Here is a 15,896-nt window from a genome sequence, read left to right on the forward strand (position 1 = left end):
TTGCCTTCCTTGGGGATGATCGGTTGTTAGGGCCTTGACGCGGATTTTTCGGCGAATGCCCAGGCCATCTGGGCCAGGGGCCTCGCACTGGCGCCAGACGAAGCTGCCTGCGCGCTCGAGGCCGTGCCCGCTTCGACGCGCTTGGCGATCCCCTGCAGGATCGCGGCGAGGCGGAACAGGTTGTAGGCCATGTAGAAATTCCAGTCCGCCTTCAGCTCGCCGGGCGTGGTGAGCTTCGTGCGCTCGCAGTAGCGGCGGATGTATTCGTCCTCGCGCGGGATGCCCAGGCCGGTGAGGTCCAGGTCGCCGATGCCGCGGAACGAGCTGTTCGGGATGTGCCAGGCCATGCAGTGGTAGCTGAAGTCGGCCAGCGGGTGGCCCAGCGTCGACAGCTCCCAGTCGAGCACGGCGATCACGCGGTTCTCGGTGGGGTGGAACATCAGGTTGTCCAGGCGGAAGTCGCCGTGGACGATGGACACCTTGGCCTCGTCGCGCGCCGCGGCGGGGATGTGCGCCGGCAGCCACTCGACCAGGCGGTCCATCTCGGGAATCGGCTGCGACATCGGGCCCGCGCCGTCGGCGGACATCTTGTACTGCTTGCTCCAGCGGCCGATCTGGCGCTCGAAGTAGTTGCCCGGCTTGCCGTAGCCGGCGAGGCCGCGCTCGGCGAACTTCACCGTGTGCAGGGCCGAGATCACGCGGTTCATCTCGTCGTAGATCTCGCCGCGCTGCGCGGGCGTGAACTCGGGCAGCGACTGGTCCCACAGCACGCGGCCCTGCATGAACTCCATGATGTAGAAGGCGCGGCCGATGACGGCCTCGTCCTCGCACAGGCCGTACATGCGCGGCACCGGCACCGCGGTGCCCGCCAGGCCGCTCATCACGGCGAACTCGCGCTCGATCGCGTGCGCCGAGGGCAGCAGCTTGGCCACGGGGCCGGGTTTGGCCCGCATCACGTAGCTGCGCGACGGCGTGATGAGCTTGTACGTGGGGTTGGACTGGCCGCCCTTGAACATCTCCACCGTCAGCGGGCCCTGGAAGCCCTCGATGTTCGCCTGCAGCCAGGCCGTGAGCGCCGCGGCGTCGAAGCGGTGCTGGTCGGCCACCGGCCGCGTGCCCACGAAATGGTCGAACTGGCTCATTCGTCGCTCTCCACGATGTGCATCAGCGCATCGCGGTTGCGGATCACGAGCCCGCCGGGCTCGATCCGGATCACTTCCTCGCGCTCCATCTGCTTGAGTTCCTGGTTGACGCGCTGCCGGGATGCCCCGAGCAGCTGCGCGAGTTCTTCCTGCGCCAGCTGCAGGCCGATGCGCATCTCGCGACCGTCCGACAGGGATGGCACCCCGTAGCTGCGCACCAGGTGCACCAGTTGCTTGGCCAGGCGCGCGCGCAGCGGCAAGGTGTTCAGGTCCTCGATCAGGCCGAACATCTGGCGCAGGCGGCGCGCCTGCAGGCGCAGCAGCGCCTCGTACAGCTCCACGTGCTGCGACAGGATCTTCTTGAAGTCCCCGCGCGAGACGCACAGCAGCGTCGTATCCCCGTGCGCGAACGCGTCGTGCGTCCGCCGGTCCCCGTCGAACATCGCGATGTCGCCGAACCAGATGCCCGGTTCCACGTACGTCAGCGTCACCTGCTTGCCCGTGATCGACGTCGAGCTCACGCGGGCCGCCCCCCGCGCCACCGCGCTCCATGCTTCCGCCATGTCGCCGCGTGCGGCGATCAGCTCGCCGTCCTTGTAGCGTTTGACGTAGGCGCATCGCAGGATGTCGTGTCGAAGTGAGGGTGATAGCGACGAGAACCAGCGACCGGCATTGATCGCCTCTCGTTCCTCGATGCTAAGAATGGGATCGTCCATGGTCTGTCGGGTGCGTGACTAGGGGCCGGTCCCATTGTCGCGTGAGGGACCAACTTGCACCAACAGGGTTGTCGCCTGAGTAACAGGAGACGCCTTCCGGCGCCGCAGGCGGAGGAAACTACTCGTAGCGCGGCGGCTTCTTCGAGAGGAAGGCCTCGATGCCGATGCCGGCGTTGGCGTGGTGCAGGTTGCGCACGAAGTGGTCGCGCTCGGCGGCCAGCTGGCGGCTGAGCGAGGTGTCCTTCGCCTCGTTCAGCAGCTCCTTGATGCTGGCCAGCGCATTGGGCGCGCGCGCGTTCAGGCGCTCGGCGAGCGCCAGCGCTTCGGCCAGGGCGGCCCCGGGAGCCGTGACGCGGTTGACCACGCCCAGCTCATGCAGGCGGGCCGCGGCGATCTTCTCGCCGCCCAGGAGCAGCTCGCTGGCCACCTGCCGCGGCAGCATGCGCGCCAGGTGCCAGGTGGCCCCACCGTCGGGCGAGAGCGCCACGTTGCTGTAGGCCATGACGAACACCGCGTCCTGCGCGGCCACGATGTAGTCGCAGGCCAGGCACAGCGAGAAGCCGGCGCCCGCGGCCGGGCCTTCGACGGCGGCGATCACCGGCTTGGGAAAGGTGCGGATCGCCTCGATCCAGCTGTGCAGCCCCTCGATGCTGCGGGCCTGCACCTCGGGCGGCTGCTGGCGGTTGGCCTGCAGGCGCTGCAGGTTGCCGCCCGCGCAGAACATGGAACCCTCGCCGGTGAGGATCACGCTGCGCACCTCGGGGTTGGTCTCGGCGACGTTCAGCGCCTCGACGCCCGCCGCATACATCGCGGGGTCCAGCGCGTTGCGGTTGTCCGGGTTGCTGATCGCCAGCACCATGGTGCGGCCCTGGCTGGTGCTCTTCAGTTCGGCGGGCATCGCGCTCTACTCCTCCTCGTGCATCAGCGACAGGCCGATGGCGCCGCGCCTGCGCAGCCACGGGCTGGGGCGGTAGCGCGGGTCGCCATAGACGGTCTGCATGTTGAACAGCACCTCGAGGATGTTCGCGGGGCCCCAGCGATCGCCCATGGCGAGCGGGCCCAGGGGGTAGGCCAGGCCCAGCGTCACGGCGGTCTCGAGGTCCTTCGGCGTGCAGATGCGCTGCTGGCAGATGTCGGAGGCGATGTTCACGATGGCCGCCACCACGCGCTGCGTGACGAAACCGCCCGAGTCGCGGATCACGCTGACGGCCTTGCCGTCGCGGGCGAAGAGGGCGTGCGCCGCGTCGCGCATGTCGGTGCGCGTGGCGGGGTTGGTCGCGAGCACGCGGCGCTTCGTCGCCGCGTCGTCGACCAGCAGGTCGATGCCGATGGTGCGCGCCGGATCGAGCCGCTCGACCACGGCCACCGTCGTGATGTCGAAGCCCAGCGGTGCGACCAGGGTCAGCGCGTTCAGCGAGGGCGACTGGCCGGTTTCTATCTTCGCGCCCAGTTCCTTGAGCAGCTGGAACAGCTCGGCGCGCCGCGCGGCACGCGTGGAGACCCACACCGGGGGGATGTCCTCGACCTGCGGAACGGCCGGCTCGGGCGGCAGCTGCGCCTTGCCGTCGACGTAGCGGAAGAAGCCTTCACCCGACTTGCGCCCGACCACGCCCCCCGCGAGCCGCTGCGCCGTGATGACGTTCGGCCGGTAGCGCGGCTCGTCGTAGTACTGGCGGTAGATGGACTCCATCACCGGGTGCGACACGTCGAGCGCCGTGAGGTCCAGCAGCTCGAAGGGCCCGAGCTTGAAGCCCACCTGGTCCTTGAGGATGCGGTCGACGGTGGCGAAATCGGCGACGCCTTCGCTCACGAGGCGCAGCGCCTCGGTGCCGTAGGCCCGGCCGGCGTGGTTGACGATGAACCCGGGCGTGTCCTGCGCCTGCACGGGCGTATGGCCCATCTCGCGCGCATACGACGCGAGCCGCGCGCACACCTCGGCGTCGGTCTTCAGGCCCGCGATGACCTCGACCACCTTCATCAGCGGCACCGGGTTGAAGAAGTGGTAGCCGGCGACGCGCTGCGGGCGCTTGCAGCCCGCGGCGATGGCGGTCACGGAGAGCGACGAGGTGTTGGTCGCGAGGATCGCGGTTTCGCCGACGACGCCTTCGAGCTCGGCGAAGAGCGGCTTCTTGACGTCGAGGCGCTCGACGATCGCCTCGACGACGAGCTCGCAGCCGGCCAGGTCGGCAAGGGCGCCGGCGGGCTTCAGCCGATCGCGGCACGCGCGCACCTGCGCGTCGTCCATGCGGCCCTTTTCCTGCAGGCGGGCCCATTGCGACGACACCTCGGCGATGGCCTTGTCGACGGCCTGCGGCTGCGTGTCGTACAGGAGGACGGTGCTGCCGGCCTGCGCCGCGATCTGCGCGATGCCGCGGCCCATTGCACCGGCGCCGACGACGCCGACTTTCGAAAACGTCAGGGACATCCGGCCATTATCGGCCGTGCGAGAAGGTCGTCGCCCACCAGCTGACGGCCATGGAAGCGAGCAGGATCACGAAGCCCACCCAGTGCAGCGAGTCCATGCGGCCCTGCGCGATCATCCAGCCGCCCGCGGCGGCGCCGATGGCCTGGCCCGCATACATCGCGGAGCTGTTCAGGGAGATCGATGCCGACGCCAGCGGCGGCGCGATGCCCACCAGCCGCGCCTGCTGCGCCGAGTTGGACGAGAAGCAGCCCAGCGCCCAGGGGATGATGATGAGGGCGACCAGCGCGATGGTCGTGCCCAGCGGCCACAGCAGCAGGCTGGCGGCCATGCCCGCGATGGCGATCATGATCGCGCGCGGCGCGCCGAGGCGGTCGATGTGGCGCGTCATCAGCACGTTGCCGATGAAGCCGAAGGCGCCGAACCACATGAAGAGCAGCCCGATCTGGCCCGGCGTCATGCCGATCTTCGCCTTGTAGTACGGCGCCATGTACGAGAACAGCACGAACTGGCCCGCGGCATAGAGCACGGTGACCAGCACCGTGAGCATCAGCGCGCCGGAACGGAAGGTTTCCTTCCACGCGCCCAGCGACAGGGCCGGCGGCTTGACGCCGTCGGGCATGCTGCGCCACACCCACAGCGCGCTCACGAAACTCATGAGCGCCACCAGCGAGAAGGCGCTGCGCCAGCCGAGCGTCTCGCCGACGTAGGCCGCGATGGGCAGGCCCAGCACCGAGGCCACCGACCAGCCGAGGAAGACGAAGGTGATGGCCTTGCCGCGCTGTTCGGGCGGCACCAGCAAGCCCACGCAGGCCGCGGCCTGGGGCGTGAAGATGGCAGGGGCAATCAGCGCAACCACGCGCAGCGGCAGAAGGGCCGCGAAACTGGTGGCCGCGATGCAGGCCAGGTGGAAGATGCCGTACCAGGCCATCGACAGCGCGAGGAGCCGGCGGCGGTCCCAGCCCGCGACGAAGGCTGCGAACAGGGGCGCGCCCAGGCACATGAGCAGCGCGCCGGCGGAAATCAATTGGCCCGCGGTGGCGATCGAGATGTCGAGGTTGGCCTGGATGTCGTTCAGCGCACCGGGCACCACCATGACGCCGCTGCCGATGACGAAGTTGCCGAACAGAAGGGGCCAGAGGACGGCGGGCAGGCGTTCGGCCTGCGGCGCTGCGGCCACGGCCTGGGCTTGGGACAGCATCGGTTCTTCTCCGTTTGGCATTCTTGGGGAGAATCAATATACGGGCCGCCCGCGCCCCGTACAAACGATGAATTGGAATCGGTCGCATGCGCGTGGCGCATCCAACCGGTCCATGGCCGTTAACGCCGGACCTGCAAGGCGCCGGGGTTCACGATGTTCGTGGGCGTGCCCTTGATGAAGTTGACCACGTTGTCGAAAGCCGCGCCGAAGTAAAGCTCATAGCTGTCCAGCTCCACGTAGCCGATGTGCGGCGTGCAGATGCAGTTCTCCAGCCGCAGCAGCGCGTGGCCTTGCAGGATCGGCTCGCTCTCGAAGACGTCGATGGCGGCCATGCCGGGGCGGCCGCGGTTCAGGCCCGCGATGAGGGCGTCGGTCTCGACCAGCTCCGCACGCGAGGTGTTCACGAACAGGGCCGTGGGCTTCATCCGGCCCAGGTCCTCAAGCGTGACGATGCCCGCCGTCTCGTCCGACAGGCGCAGGTGCACGCTCAGGACGTCGCTTTCCTGGAACAGCTCCTCGCGCGAAGCGGCGGCCTGCAGGCCGTCGGCCACCGCGCGCTCGCGCGACGACTGGCTGCCGAACACCAGCACGCGCATGCCGAAGGCCTTGCCGTAGCCGGCCACCAGCTGGCCGATCTTGCCGTAGCCCCAGATGCCCAGCGTGCGCCCGCGCAGCACCAGGCCCAGGCCGAAGTTCGCGGGCATCGACGCCGCCTTCATGCCCGATTGCTGCCACGCGCCGTGCTTCAGGTTGCCGATGTACTGCGGCAGCCGGCGCATCGCCGCCATGATCAGCGCCCACGTGAGCTCGGCCGGCGCGATCGGCGAGCCCACGCCTTCGGCCACGGCGATGCCGCGCTCGGTGCAGGCCTGCAGGTCGATGTGCGCGCCGACGCGCCCGGTCTGCGCGATCAGGCGCAGGCGGGGCAGCTTTTCGAGCAGCTGGCGGGTGATGTGGGTGCGCTCGCGAATGAGCACGATGACGTCGGCGTCGCGCAGGCGCACCGACAGCTGGCCGATCCCCTTGACCGTGTTCGTGTAGACCTTCGCCGGATAGTCTTCGAGCCGGGACGCGCACTTGAGCTTGCGCACGGCGTCCTGGTAATCGTCGAGGATCACGATGTTCATCCCCGGATTGTGCCTTGCGTGCGGGGGCCCGCCGCCTGCAGGAAATCCGGCGAAGGCTTAGCATCCGCGCTTTCGGATCGTTACATAACGAGGAGCAAGGAAATGACGATGTCGATGTACGCCGCGAGCGTCCCCGTGATGAAGCACATGCTGGGCAACCTGTCCCACCTCCTCGACAAGGCGGCGGCGCACGCCGAGGCGAAGAAGTTCGACCCCGCGAACCTGCTCAACTACCGGCTGGCGCCGGACATGCTGCCTTTCACCAAGCAGATCCAGATCGCGTGCGACGCCTGCAAGAACGGCGTGGCGCGCGTGGCGGGCATCGAGGCGCCCAAGTTCGACGACAACGAGGCGAGCTTTCCCGAGCTGAAGGCGCGCATCCAGAAGACGCTGGACTTCCTGGCCTCCGTGCGCCCCGACCAGCTCGATGGCACCGAGGACAAGGACGTCACTTTCCCGGTGGGGCGCGACTCGTCGCGGACCATGAAGGCGCAGGCGTACCTCACGACCTGGTCCATGCCCAACATGTTCTTCCACATCACGACCGCCTACGCGATCCTGCGCCACAACGGCGTGGAGCTGGGCAAGCGCGACTTCCTGGTGGGCAGCGCCGGCTAGGCGCCCGCGCTCTCCAGCGCGGCCAGGCGGTCCAGCTCCGCGCACACGTCGGCCATGCGGCCGGAGATCACGATGCGACCCGTGTCACGGACCACGCGCAGCGTGGGCGCGCGCCGCGCTTCGCAAAAAGAGCCGCCGGGAACGCCGCCGCGCTGCCCGCCGCGCACCCTCAGGGAATGCATGGTGGGCAACGCGTTGCACTCCCGGCGGGGCAACAGCGAGCGGGCAATGGAAACGAGCGAAGAAAACAAAGCAGCGGCCACGTGGGACTCCTTCGAAGAATCACACGGCAGGATTGCTACGGGGGATCCGGCCTTGCCGCAGGGTAGTCCCGGGACGGGACACGCCTGCCACCTGCGGCGCGCGGACGAATGACGACGGCTACATGAGCATCGTGTTGCGGATCAGGCCGACGGCGAGGCCTTCGATCTCGAACGGTTCGCCGGGCTCGACCACGATGGTCGGGTAGTCCGGGTTCTCCGCATGCAGCTCGATCAGGTGCTTGTTGCGGCGGAAGCGCTTGACCGTGACCTCGTCGCCCAGGCGGGCGACGACGATCTGGCCGTTCTTGGCTTCCTTGGTGGACTGCACGGCAAGCAGGTCGCCGTCCATGATGCCGGCGTCGCGCATGGACATGCCGCGCACCTTCAGCAGGTAGTCGGGCCGGCGCTGGAACAGCGTGCTCTCGACGTAGTAGGTCTGGTCGATGTGTTCCTGCGCCAGGATGGGCGAGCCCGCGGCCACGCGGCCGACCAGCGGCAGGGCCAGCTGCGCGAGGTTCTGCAGGGGCAGCGAGAACTGCTTGATGCGCGACTCGTTGATCTGCCGCAGCGCCTCGCTGCGCAGGCGGATGCCGCGCGAGGTGCCGCTGACGAGTTCGATCACGCCCTTGCGCGCGAGGGCCTGCAAGTGCTCCTCGGCCGCGTTGGCGGACTTGAAGCCGAGCTCCGCGGCGATCTCGGCGCGAGTGGGTGGAGCGCCCGTGCGTGCGATGGCGCTCTGGATCAGGTCCAGAATCTGTTGCTGGCGCGGCGTGAGCTTGGGTTGGTCCACAGCTTCTGCTCCTGTTTTCATATCCAGTACCTGTATTTTTAACCAGCTGACACGGAAAACGCAAGTGGCTCAACGAAAGATCGTTGTTTTGGGGACAGGCGGCACCCTGGCGGGCACTTCCAGCAGGCCGGGCGACAACGTCGGCTACACGGCGGCGCAGGTGGGGATCGCGGACCTGGTGGGGGCGATCCCGCTGCTGAGGGGGGTGCCGATCGAGACGGAGCAGGTCGCGCAGGTGGACAGCAAGGACATGACGCGCGGCGTCTGGGACAAGCTCGAGGACCGCTGCAAGCACCACCTCGGCCGCGAGGAAGTCGCCGGCATCGTGATCACGCACGGCACCGACACGATCGAGGAGACCGCCTTCTACCTCCAGGAAGTGCTCTCACCGCAGAAGCCCGTGGTGCTGACCTGCGCGATGCGGCCGGCGACGTCGCTCAGCCCCGACGGGCCGCAGAACATCGTCGATGCCGTGGCCGTGGCGACGCAGGAAGAGGCCTGCGGCGTGGTCGTCGTGTGCGCGGGCGTGATCCACGATTCGCGCGACGTCATGAAGGTCCACCACTACCGGCTCGATCCTTTCAGCTCGGGTGACGCGGGGCCTATCGGCTACGTCGAGGAGGGCGAGGTTCGCCTCGTGCGCAACTGGCCCGGCGACTGGATCCTGTACACGCGCACGGCGCCCGTGCCTTTGCAGCGCGTCGAGATCGTCTTCAGCCACGCCGGGGCCTCGCGCGACCACGTCGACGCCCTCGTGCGCAGTGGCGTGCAAGGCATCGTCGTCGCGACCACCGGCAACGGGACGGTCCATCGCGAGCTCATGCCGGCGCTGCTGGATGCGCAGAAGCAGGGCGTGAAGGTGCTGAGGGCGAGCCGCTGCGCGGAAGGTGGCGTCATCGCGCAGCCCGGCGACGAGCTGCCGTCGACGAACCTCTCGCCCGTGAAGGCGCGGATCCTGCTGCTGCTAGGCGGCTAGCGCGGCGAACACGCGCTGCGTGATCTCTTCGACGCTGCCCATGCCGCTGATGGCGCGGTAGCGCGGCGCGTTCTTCGGGTCGGCCTTCGCCCAGTTGGCGTAGTAGTCGACGAGCGGCCGTGTCTGGTCCGAATAGACCTGCAGGCGCTTCGTGACCGTTTCTTCCTTGTCGTCGTCACGCTGCACGAGCGGCTCGCCCGTGACGTCGTCCTTGCCTTCGACCTTCGGCGGGTTGAACTTGACGTGGTACGTGCGGCCCGAGGCGGGGTGCGAGCGGCGGCCGCTCATGCGCTCCACGATCGCGTCGAAGGGCACGTCGATCTCCAGCACGTAATCGAGCTTCACGCCGGCGTTCTTCATCGCCTCGGCCTGCGGGATGGTGCGGGGGAAACCGTCGAAGAGGAAGCCCTTGGCGCAATCGGGCTGCGCGAGGCGCTCCTTGACCAGGCCGATGATGATGTCGTCGCTGACCAGCGCGCCGGAGTCCATCACCTTCTTGGCTGCCAGCCCGAGCGGCGTGCCGGCCTTGACGGCCGCGCGCAGCATGTCCCCGGTGGAGATCTGGGGGATGCCGAATTTCTGGCAGATGAACGTCGCCTGCGTGCCCTTGCCGGCACCGGGCGCGCCCAACAGGATGAGTCTCATGGTTCCCTCTTTCGGTGCAGAGAATAGCATGCGACCCTTCGCGTGGCTTACGCGAAAAGGGCTCTGACTCGCTCCAGATCGGCGGGTGTGTCGACGCCCACGCCGGGCGGCGTTTCGGTCACGTGCACGGCGATGCGGTGGCCATGCCACAGCGCCCGCAACTGTTCCAGTGCCTCCGCGGTTTCGATGGGCGCCTGCGGCATCTTCGGGAATTGGCGCAGGAATGCCGCGCGGTACCCATAGATGCCCACGTGGCGCAGCACCGGCATCGGCGGCACGGCGCGCACACCGTTGGCGAACGCGTCGCGCGACCATGGGATGAGCGCGCGGCTGAAATACAGCGCCAGGCCGCGCGCATCGAGCACGACCTTCACGACGTTGGTGTTGGTGAGGTCGGCCGCGTCGTGGATCGCATGCGCCGCCGTGGACATCTGCGCCTCGCGGCGTTCGTCGAGGAGCGCCGCGACGGCGTCGATGAGCGAGGGATCGATCAGCGGCTCGTCGCCCTGGACGTTGACCACGGCGGCGTCGCCGTCGAGCCCGAGGATCTCGCAGGCCTGCGCCAGCCGGTCGCTGCCCGAGGCATGGTCCTCGCGCGTCAGCACCGCTTCGACGCCGTTGGCCTTGCACGCATCGACGATCGAGGCATGGTCCGCCGCGACCACCACGCGCTGCGCCGTTGACTGCGCGGCGCGCTGCGCGACGCGCACGATCATAGGCAGGCCCGCGATGTCGGCGAGCGGCTTGTTCGGCAGGCGGGTGGACGCGAGCCGCGCGGGGACGAGGACCGTGAAGCCCATCAGACCAGCGGGGTGCGCGGCGGCAGCTTCTCGAGCTCGTCGTCGCTGAGCGTGCGCGCCTCCTGCTCCAGCAGGATCGGGATGCCGTCGCGGATGGGGTAGGCCAGCCGCGCGCTGCGCGAGATGAGCTCCTGGCGCTCGCGGTTGTAGTCCAGGTGGCCCTTGGTCACCGGGCACACGAGCAGCTCAAGCAGTTTGTGGTCCATCGAGCGTCGATGATAGCTTTGCATCGAACGCTGTCCAGAACGCCGGGTCGAGCTCGACCTGCAGCGGCACCGCCCATGCGTCGGGCCGCGTGCGCCACAGCTTCACGGCGTCCTTCTCGGTGCAGACGAGCGTGCCGCGCACGTCGGGCGGCGCGGCGAAATCGTGGTGGTCGGGCAGGGCGATGGTTCGCGTCACACCGACACCCGCGGCCGTGAGCATGTCGAAGAACGCCTGCGGCTTGGCGATGCCGGCGACGGCCGTGACGTCCTGCAGCCGCGCCAGCGGCGTGTGCGAGCCGTCCGCGCGCACGGCTTCCGTGGCCAGCTGCCGCAACACGGCGAGGCCGCCATGGCCGATGACGAAATCCACCCGGCGCGGCCACGGTTCGCGCAGCGGCCCGGCCGGCAGCAGCCAGCCGTTGCCGGTGCCGCGCTCGTCGAACACGCAGATCTCGATGTCGCGCGCCAGCGCGTGGTGCTGCAGCCCGTCGTCGCTCACGATGACCTGCGTGCCGGGATGCGCCCGCAACAGCGCTTGCGCCGCCTCGACGCGCTTGGCCGCGACGAACACCGGCACGCCGCAGCTGCGCGCGATGAGCAGCGGCTCGTCGCCCACGTCTGCTGCTTCGCTCTGTGCCGTCACTTCGCGGCAGTCGCTCGTGCGCCGGCCGTAGCCGCGCGAAACGACCCCGACTTTCAATCCCCGCGCTTTCAGGTGGCGCACGACCGTCTGCACGACCGGCGTCTTGCCGGACCCGCCGGCGATGACGTTGCCGACCACGACCACCGGCACGCCGACGCGCTGCGGGGCTGCCGTCGCGCGCCGCAGCGCCGCGACGAGCCCGAACACGAGCGACAAGGGCAAGAGCAGCCACGCCAGCGCCCCGCGATGCAGCCAGGCCCGCTGCAGCGCCTCGCGCATGGTCAGCGCGTCCCGGCGTGCGCCGAGTTCTGCGTGGCGAAGGTGATCTGGCTCAAGCCGACGCGGCGCGCGGCCTCCATCACCGTGATCACCGCCTGGTGCGGCGCCGCGGCGTCGGCCGTGATGATGATGACGCTGTCCTTCTGCGGCTGCGTCTCCGACAGCGCCTGCGCCACGGCCTCGACGTTGCGGCCCAGCACCGTGTTGCCCTTGACGGTGTAGCGCCCGTCGTTCGTCACCGTGACGATGATCTCCTTGGGGTAGTCGCGCTGCACGTCGGTGTCGGCCACCGGCAGGCGCAGCTGCACCTCGGTGAACTTGCTGTACGTGGTGGTCAGCATCAGGAAGATCAGGATCACCAGCAGCACGTCGATGAACGGGATCAGGTTGATCTCCGGTTCCTCTTTCTGGCGCGGGCGGAAGTTCATCGGCCCCTCAGCGACACCAGGTGGCGGGCGAAGCGCTCGGCCGCGAGCTCCAGCGTGAGCAGGTAGTCGTCGACGCGCACGCGGAAGTAGCGCCAGAAGATCAGCGACGGGATCGCCACGATCAGGCCGAACGCGGTGTTGTACAGGGCCACCGAGATGCCGTGCGCGAGCTGCGCCGGGTTGCCGCCGGTGGCACCGCCCGCGGGCGACTGCGAACCGAAGATTTCGATCATGCCGATCACGGTGCCCAGCAGCCCCAGCAGCGGCGCGGCCGAGGCGATGGTGGCCAGCGCGCTCAGGTAGCGCTCCAGCCGGTGCGCCACCGCGCGGCCCGTGGCCTCCATGCTGGCGCGCAGGTCCATCTCGGAGCAGCGCGGGTTGGAGTTGAGCGCGCGAAACCCGCTGGCCAGCACTTCGCCCAGCGCCGAGTTCTGTTCCAGCTGCTTGACGACGTCCGGCGTGGGCACCGAACTGCGCGAGACGGCCAGCGCTTCGTCCAGCAGTTGCGGCGGCGCCACCTTGCTGGTCTTGAGGCTCATGAACCGTTCGATGACGAGGGCCAGCGCGAGGATGGAGCAGGCAATGAGCGGCCAGATCGGCCAGCCTGCGGCTTGTATGATCGAAAACAAGGGGACGGATCTCCGCGCGAAATGCGTGTACTGCCTGTTGGTGCGCGCGATTATGGAGGCAAGCTGTAGGAGCAAGTAGGACACGACCCACAGAAGTTGTGGACAACTTTGTTGAGAACCCTGCTCCCGGCCCGCGCAAACCCGCGTCAATGCTTCGACATGACAGATCGATGACAAAACGGGCACGGAAATCCCGAATGAAATCAAGGGCTTGCTCGACAAAATGCGCGTTTGGCGGCGTTCGCTGCATCGCGCGGCCCGCGTCCGTGCATCTGTGGACTAACTGAAGCCCGGCAAACCCGCGCCACGCCTCGATTTTTCCGATGTCCGACAACCCGAACCCAGTATTGGCGCCGCGAATCTGGCAAGTCGGCCCGCTGTGCCGCGCCGTTGCTGATTCCCTGGAGTCCCGCTTCAATCCCGTCGCGGTCCGAGGCGAGGTTTCGGGCCTGTCGCGCCCGTCCAGCGGGCATCTGTACTTCTCGCTGAAGGATTCGCAGGCGCAGATTCGCTGCGCGATGTTCCGCCGCGCGGCGTCGATGATGGACTTCGCCCCGCGCGACGGCGAGCTGGTCGAGGTGTGGGGGCGCCTGGGCGTCTACGAACAGCGCGGCGACCTGCAGTTGATCGTGGAAACGATGCGCCGCGCGGGGCAGGGCGCCTTGTTCGAGCAGTTCCTGCGGCTGAAGGCCCAGCTCGAGGCCGAAGGGCTGTTCGACGAGGGCCGCAAGCGCGAGCTGACCGTGTTCCCGCGCGGGATCGGCCTCGTGACGTCGCCCCAGGCCGCGGCCTTGCACGACGTGGTGACCGCGCTCAGGCGTCGCGCCTGCCATGTGCCGGTGGTGTTCGCGCCCGCCGCGGTCCAGGGCAGCGGCGCGCCCGCCGAGCTGGTCGATGCACTCGAAGCCCTGTACCAGCGCGCCGAACGCGGCGAGATCGACGTGATCCTGCTCGTGCGCGGCGGCGGCTCGATCGAGGACCTGTGGGCCTTCAACGACGAGCGCCTGGCCCGCACCATCGTGCGCAGCCCCGTGCCGCTGGTGTGCGGCGTGGGCCACGAGACCGACTTCACCATCGCCGACTTCTGCGCCGACGTGCGCGCGCCCACGCCGACGGCCGCGGCCGAACTTGCTTCACGGGCGCGGCAGGAGTGGCTGGACCAGCTGGGCGGCAGCGCCGCCGTGCTCCAGCGCAGCGTGCAGCGGCGCATCGACTCGGCGCAGCAGCGGCTGGACCATGTCGCATCGCGCCTGGGCCGGCCGCTGGCACGCCTGTCGGAGCAACACCTGGCGCTCGGGCGCCATGCCCACCGCCTGCATTTCGCGCTGCGTTCGCGGCTGCACCGCGAACTCAACGGCCTGGAGCTGACGGAGCAGCGGCTGGAACTGCTCGACCCCAAGCTCGTGCTCGAGCGCGGCTATGCGCTGCTGCGCGACGAGGGCGGCGCACCGATCACGAGCGCGAAGCAAACTCATCCGGGGCAGGCGGTGAGCGCAACCCTCGCCGACGGCGAGGTTGCTCTCACCGTGCGCGCCAAGGCGTGATTTCCTCCCTAGAATCGGCGCTTCACGTACACCCCACGAACAAGAGGAACCATGGAACACACGCTGCCCCCGCTGCCGTACGACTACGACGCGCTCGCGCCGCACTACTCGCGCGAAACGCTCGAATACCACCACGACAAGCACCACAACGCCTACGTCGTGAACCTGAACAACCTGCAGAAGGGCACCGAGTTCGAGAACATGACGCTCGAGGAGATCATCAAGAAATCCTCCGGCGGCATCTACAACAACTCGGCGCAGGTGTGGAACCACACGTTCTTCTGGAACTGCATGAAGCCGCAGGGCGGCGGCGAGCCCAAGGGCGCGCTGGCCGACGCGATCAACAAGAAGTGGGGCAGCTACGCGGCGTTCCGCGAAGCCTTCGTGAAGTCGGCCGTGGGCAACTTCGGCTCGGGCTGGACCTGGCTGGTGAAGAAGCCCGACGGCACCGTCGACATCGTGAACACGGGCGCGGCCGGCACGCCGCTGACCACCGCGGACAAGGCGCTGCTCACCGTCGACGTGTGGGAGCACGCGTACTACATCGACTACCGCAACCTGCGCCCGAAGTTCGTCGAGACCTTCGTCGACAAGCTGGCGAACTGGGATTTCGCGGCGAAGAATTTCGGGTAACTGCTCCGCTCCAACACAAAACGAGGCCCGCACTTGCGGGCCTTGTCCTTTAATGGAACGGGGGGCCGGAGAGTTTCGCGCCGGGCTTGATCCCCTTCTTCGCGAACCAGCCCTGGTTCATCTCGAGCACGTAGCGCACCGGCTTCTTCGAGCAGTGCGACTCCTCGGTGAGCGGCTTCATGTCCTCGACGTTCACGATCGTGCCGTCGTCGGCGATGAACGCGGCGCTGAGCGGCAGCAGCGTGTTGCGCATCCAGAAGCACTGCACCGACGGCTGGTCGAAGACGAACAGCATGCCCTCGTGCTGCGGCATCTCCTTGCGGAACATCAGGCCGACCATGCGCGTGTTCAGGTCCGCGGCGACCTGTGCGTCGATCTGGTGCATGCCGGCGGCCAGCTTCACGCGCGGCAGGTCCATCTGCGGGCGGTCCTGGGCCAGGGCTGCGGCAGCGAAGGCCAGCGAGGCGAGGGCGGTGGCGAGCGACTTCATGGCGTGATTGTGGCGTGATCCCTGAAACGCGAATGCCCGCGCAGGGCGGGCATTCGTTACTGCGGGCGAGGCCGGATTACGACGAAGCAGCCTTCTTGGCCTTCGGAGCCTTCTTGGTGGCCTTCTTGGTGGCCTTCTTCTCGGCCTTCGCGGCCGGCTTGTCGGCGGCGGCGGAAGCGGCGGGCTTCGCGGGCGTCGCCGGGGTGGCCGGCGTGGCGGGGGTTGCTTGCGCGAACACGGCGCCGGCAAACAGGGTGGCGACGAGGGTCGCGAGCAGCTTGTTCATTTCTCAGGTCCTTTCAGGGATGCGGATGATTTTTTCGAAAACCCTCCCAACTGGCGGA

20 protein-coding genes are annotated in these 15,896 nt (G+C 68.4%); 4 read left to right on the forward strand and 16 right to left on the reverse strand.

The window, feature by feature from the left end:
- Positions 1-26: 26 nt before the first annotated feature.
- From WG903_RS12525 to WG903_RS12550, 6 genes are all read right to left on the reverse strand, one after another.
- Positions 27-1,142: a phosphotransferase gene (locus WG903_RS12525; RefSeq protein ID WP_340075790.1), complete on the reverse strand. Its 1,116-nt coding sequence runs from the start codon at positions 1,140-1,142 to the stop codon at positions 27-29.
- The gene (locus WG903_RS12530) at positions 1,139-1,858 is read right to left on the reverse strand and encodes a Crp/Fnr family transcriptional regulator (RefSeq protein WP_340075792.1); all 720 of its coding nucleotides are present in this window, start codon (positions 1,856-1,858) and stop codon (positions 1,139-1,141) included. Before WG903_RS12530 ends, WG903_RS12525 begins: the two co-directional genes overlap by 4 nt.
- Before the next feature lie 118 nt (positions 1,859-1,976).
- Positions 1,977-2,756 carry an oxepin-CoA hydrolase, alternative type gene (locus WG903_RS12535; RefSeq protein WP_340075794.1) on the reverse strand — a complete coding sequence of 260 codons (780 nt, stop codon included), beginning with the start codon at positions 2,754-2,756 and terminating at the stop codon, positions 1,977-1,979.
- A 6-nt stretch (positions 2,757-2,762) separates the two neighbouring features.
- The gene (locus WG903_RS12540; RefSeq protein ID WP_340075796.1) at positions 2,763-4,283 is read right to left on the reverse strand and encodes a 3-hydroxyacyl-CoA dehydrogenase; all 1,521 of its coding nucleotides are present in this window, start codon (positions 4,281-4,283) and stop codon (positions 2,763-2,765) included.
- A gap of 7 nt (positions 4,284-4,290) precedes the next feature.
- Positions 4,291-5,481 (reverse strand): MFS transporter, encoded by a 1,191-nt coding sequence (locus tag WG903_RS12545; RefSeq protein ID WP_340075798.1) that lies wholly within the window; start codon positions 5,479-5,481, stop codon positions 4,291-4,293.
- A 119-nt stretch (positions 5,482-5,600) separates the two neighbouring features.
- Positions 5,601-6,608, reverse strand: a complete 1,008-nt coding sequence (locus WG903_RS12550; protein WP_340075800.1) for a D-2-hydroxyacid dehydrogenase family protein — start codon at positions 6,606-6,608, stop codon at positions 5,601-5,603.
- A gap of 102 nt (positions 6,609-6,710) precedes the next feature.
- Between WG903_RS12550 and WG903_RS12555 the strand changes: the two genes are divergently transcribed.
- Positions 6,711-7,226, forward strand: coding sequence for a DUF1993 domain-containing protein (locus tag WG903_RS12555; RefSeq protein ID WP_340075802.1), 516 nt, complete (start codon positions 6,711-6,713; stop codon positions 7,224-7,226).
- Here WG903_RS12555 and WG903_RS12560 read toward each other — a convergent pair.
- Positions 7,223-7,408, reverse strand: a complete 186-nt coding sequence (locus WG903_RS12560; protein ID WP_340075804.1) for a hypothetical protein — start codon at positions 7,406-7,408, stop codon at positions 7,223-7,225. The two genes, WG903_RS12555 and WG903_RS12560, sit on opposite strands and share 4 nt — an antisense overlap.
- A gap of 199 nt (positions 7,409-7,607) precedes the next feature.
- Positions 7,608-8,279 carry a transcriptional repressor LexA gene (gene lexA / locus WG903_RS12565; RefSeq protein ID WP_340075806.1) on the reverse strand — a complete coding sequence of 224 codons (672 nt, stop codon included), beginning with the start codon at positions 8,277-8,279 and terminating at the stop codon, positions 7,608-7,610.
- 64 nt (positions 8,280-8,343) lie between these two features.
- Here lexA and WG903_RS12570 point away from each other — a divergent pair, with 64 nt between their 5' ends.
- A complete protein-coding gene (locus tag WG903_RS12570) occupies positions 8,344-9,255 on the forward strand; it encodes an asparaginase (protein ID WP_340075808.1) in 912 nt (303 codons plus the stop codon).
- Here the strand turns inward: WG903_RS12570 and adk are convergent.
- The 6 genes from adk to WG903_RS12600 are packed head-to-tail and all read right to left on the reverse strand — an operon-like array spanning position 9,244 to position 12,885.
- A complete protein-coding gene (adk, locus tag WG903_RS12575; RefSeq protein WP_340075810.1) occupies positions 9,244-9,900 on the reverse strand; it encodes an adenylate kinase in 657 nt (218 codons plus the stop codon). The two genes, WG903_RS12570 and adk, sit on opposite strands and share 12 nt — an antisense overlap.
- A 47-nt stretch (positions 9,901-9,947) precedes the next feature.
- Positions 9,948-10,700, reverse strand: coding sequence for a 3-deoxy-manno-octulosonate cytidylyltransferase (kdsB, locus tag WG903_RS12580; protein WP_340075812.1), 753 nt, complete (start codon positions 10,698-10,700; stop codon positions 9,948-9,950).
- Positions 10,700-10,906, reverse strand: a complete 207-nt coding sequence (locus tag WG903_RS12585; RefSeq protein WP_340075814.1) for a Trm112 family protein — start codon at positions 10,904-10,906, stop codon at positions 10,700-10,702. The genes kdsB and WG903_RS12585 overlap by 1 nt, the downstream gene beginning before the upstream one ends.
- Entirely contained in the window at positions 10,887-11,828 is a 942-nt protein-coding gene (gene lpxK / locus WG903_RS12590) for a tetraacyldisaccharide 4'-kinase (protein ID WP_340075816.1), read from the reverse strand. The genes WG903_RS12585 and lpxK overlap by 20 nt, the downstream gene beginning before the upstream one ends.
- 2 nt (positions 11,829-11,830) lie before the next feature.
- Entirely contained in the window at positions 11,831-12,256 is a 426-nt protein-coding gene (locus WG903_RS12595) for an ExbD/TolR family protein (RefSeq protein ID WP_340075818.1), read from the reverse strand.
- Complete coding sequence (locus WG903_RS12600; RefSeq protein WP_340075820.1) at positions 12,253-12,885, reverse strand: MotA/TolQ/ExbB proton channel family protein; 633 nt, start codon at positions 12,883-12,885, stop codon at positions 12,253-12,255. The genes WG903_RS12595 and WG903_RS12600 overlap by 4 nt, the downstream gene beginning before the upstream one ends.
- 323 nt (positions 12,886-13,208) lie before the next feature.
- Here WG903_RS12600 and xseA point away from each other — a divergent pair, with 323 nt between their 5' ends.
- Together xseA and WG903_RS12610 are read left to right on the forward strand one after the other, a co-directional pair.
- On the forward strand, positions 13,209-14,429 hold the full coding sequence (gene xseA, locus WG903_RS12605; RefSeq protein WP_340075822.1) for an exodeoxyribonuclease VII large subunit: 1,221 nt from the start codon (positions 13,209-13,211) through the stop codon (positions 14,427-14,429).
- Between the two features lie 51 nt (positions 14,430-14,480).
- Complete coding sequence (locus WG903_RS12610; protein ID WP_340075824.1) at positions 14,481-15,062, forward strand: superoxide dismutase; 582 nt, start codon at positions 14,481-14,483, stop codon at positions 15,060-15,062.
- Between the two features lie 49 nt (positions 15,063-15,111).
- Here the strand turns inward: WG903_RS12610 and WG903_RS12615 are convergent, their stop codons facing one another.
- Both WG903_RS12615 and WG903_RS12620 read right to left on the reverse strand, forming a co-directional pair.
- Complete coding sequence (locus tag WG903_RS12615; protein ID WP_340075826.1) at positions 15,112-15,552, reverse strand: DUF192 domain-containing protein; 441 nt, start codon at positions 15,550-15,552, stop codon at positions 15,112-15,114.
- 76 nt (positions 15,553-15,628) lie between these two features.
- A complete protein-coding gene (locus tag WG903_RS12620) occupies positions 15,629-15,838 on the reverse strand; it encodes a hypothetical protein (RefSeq protein WP_340075828.1) in 210 nt (69 codons plus the stop codon).
- Positions 15,839-15,896: the final 58 nt, after the last annotated feature.

The sequence above is a fragment of the Ramlibacter sp. PS4R-6 genome, from assembly GCF_037572775.1.
GTDB lineage: Bacteria > Pseudomonadota > Gammaproteobacteria > Burkholderiales > Burkholderiaceae_C > Ramlibacter.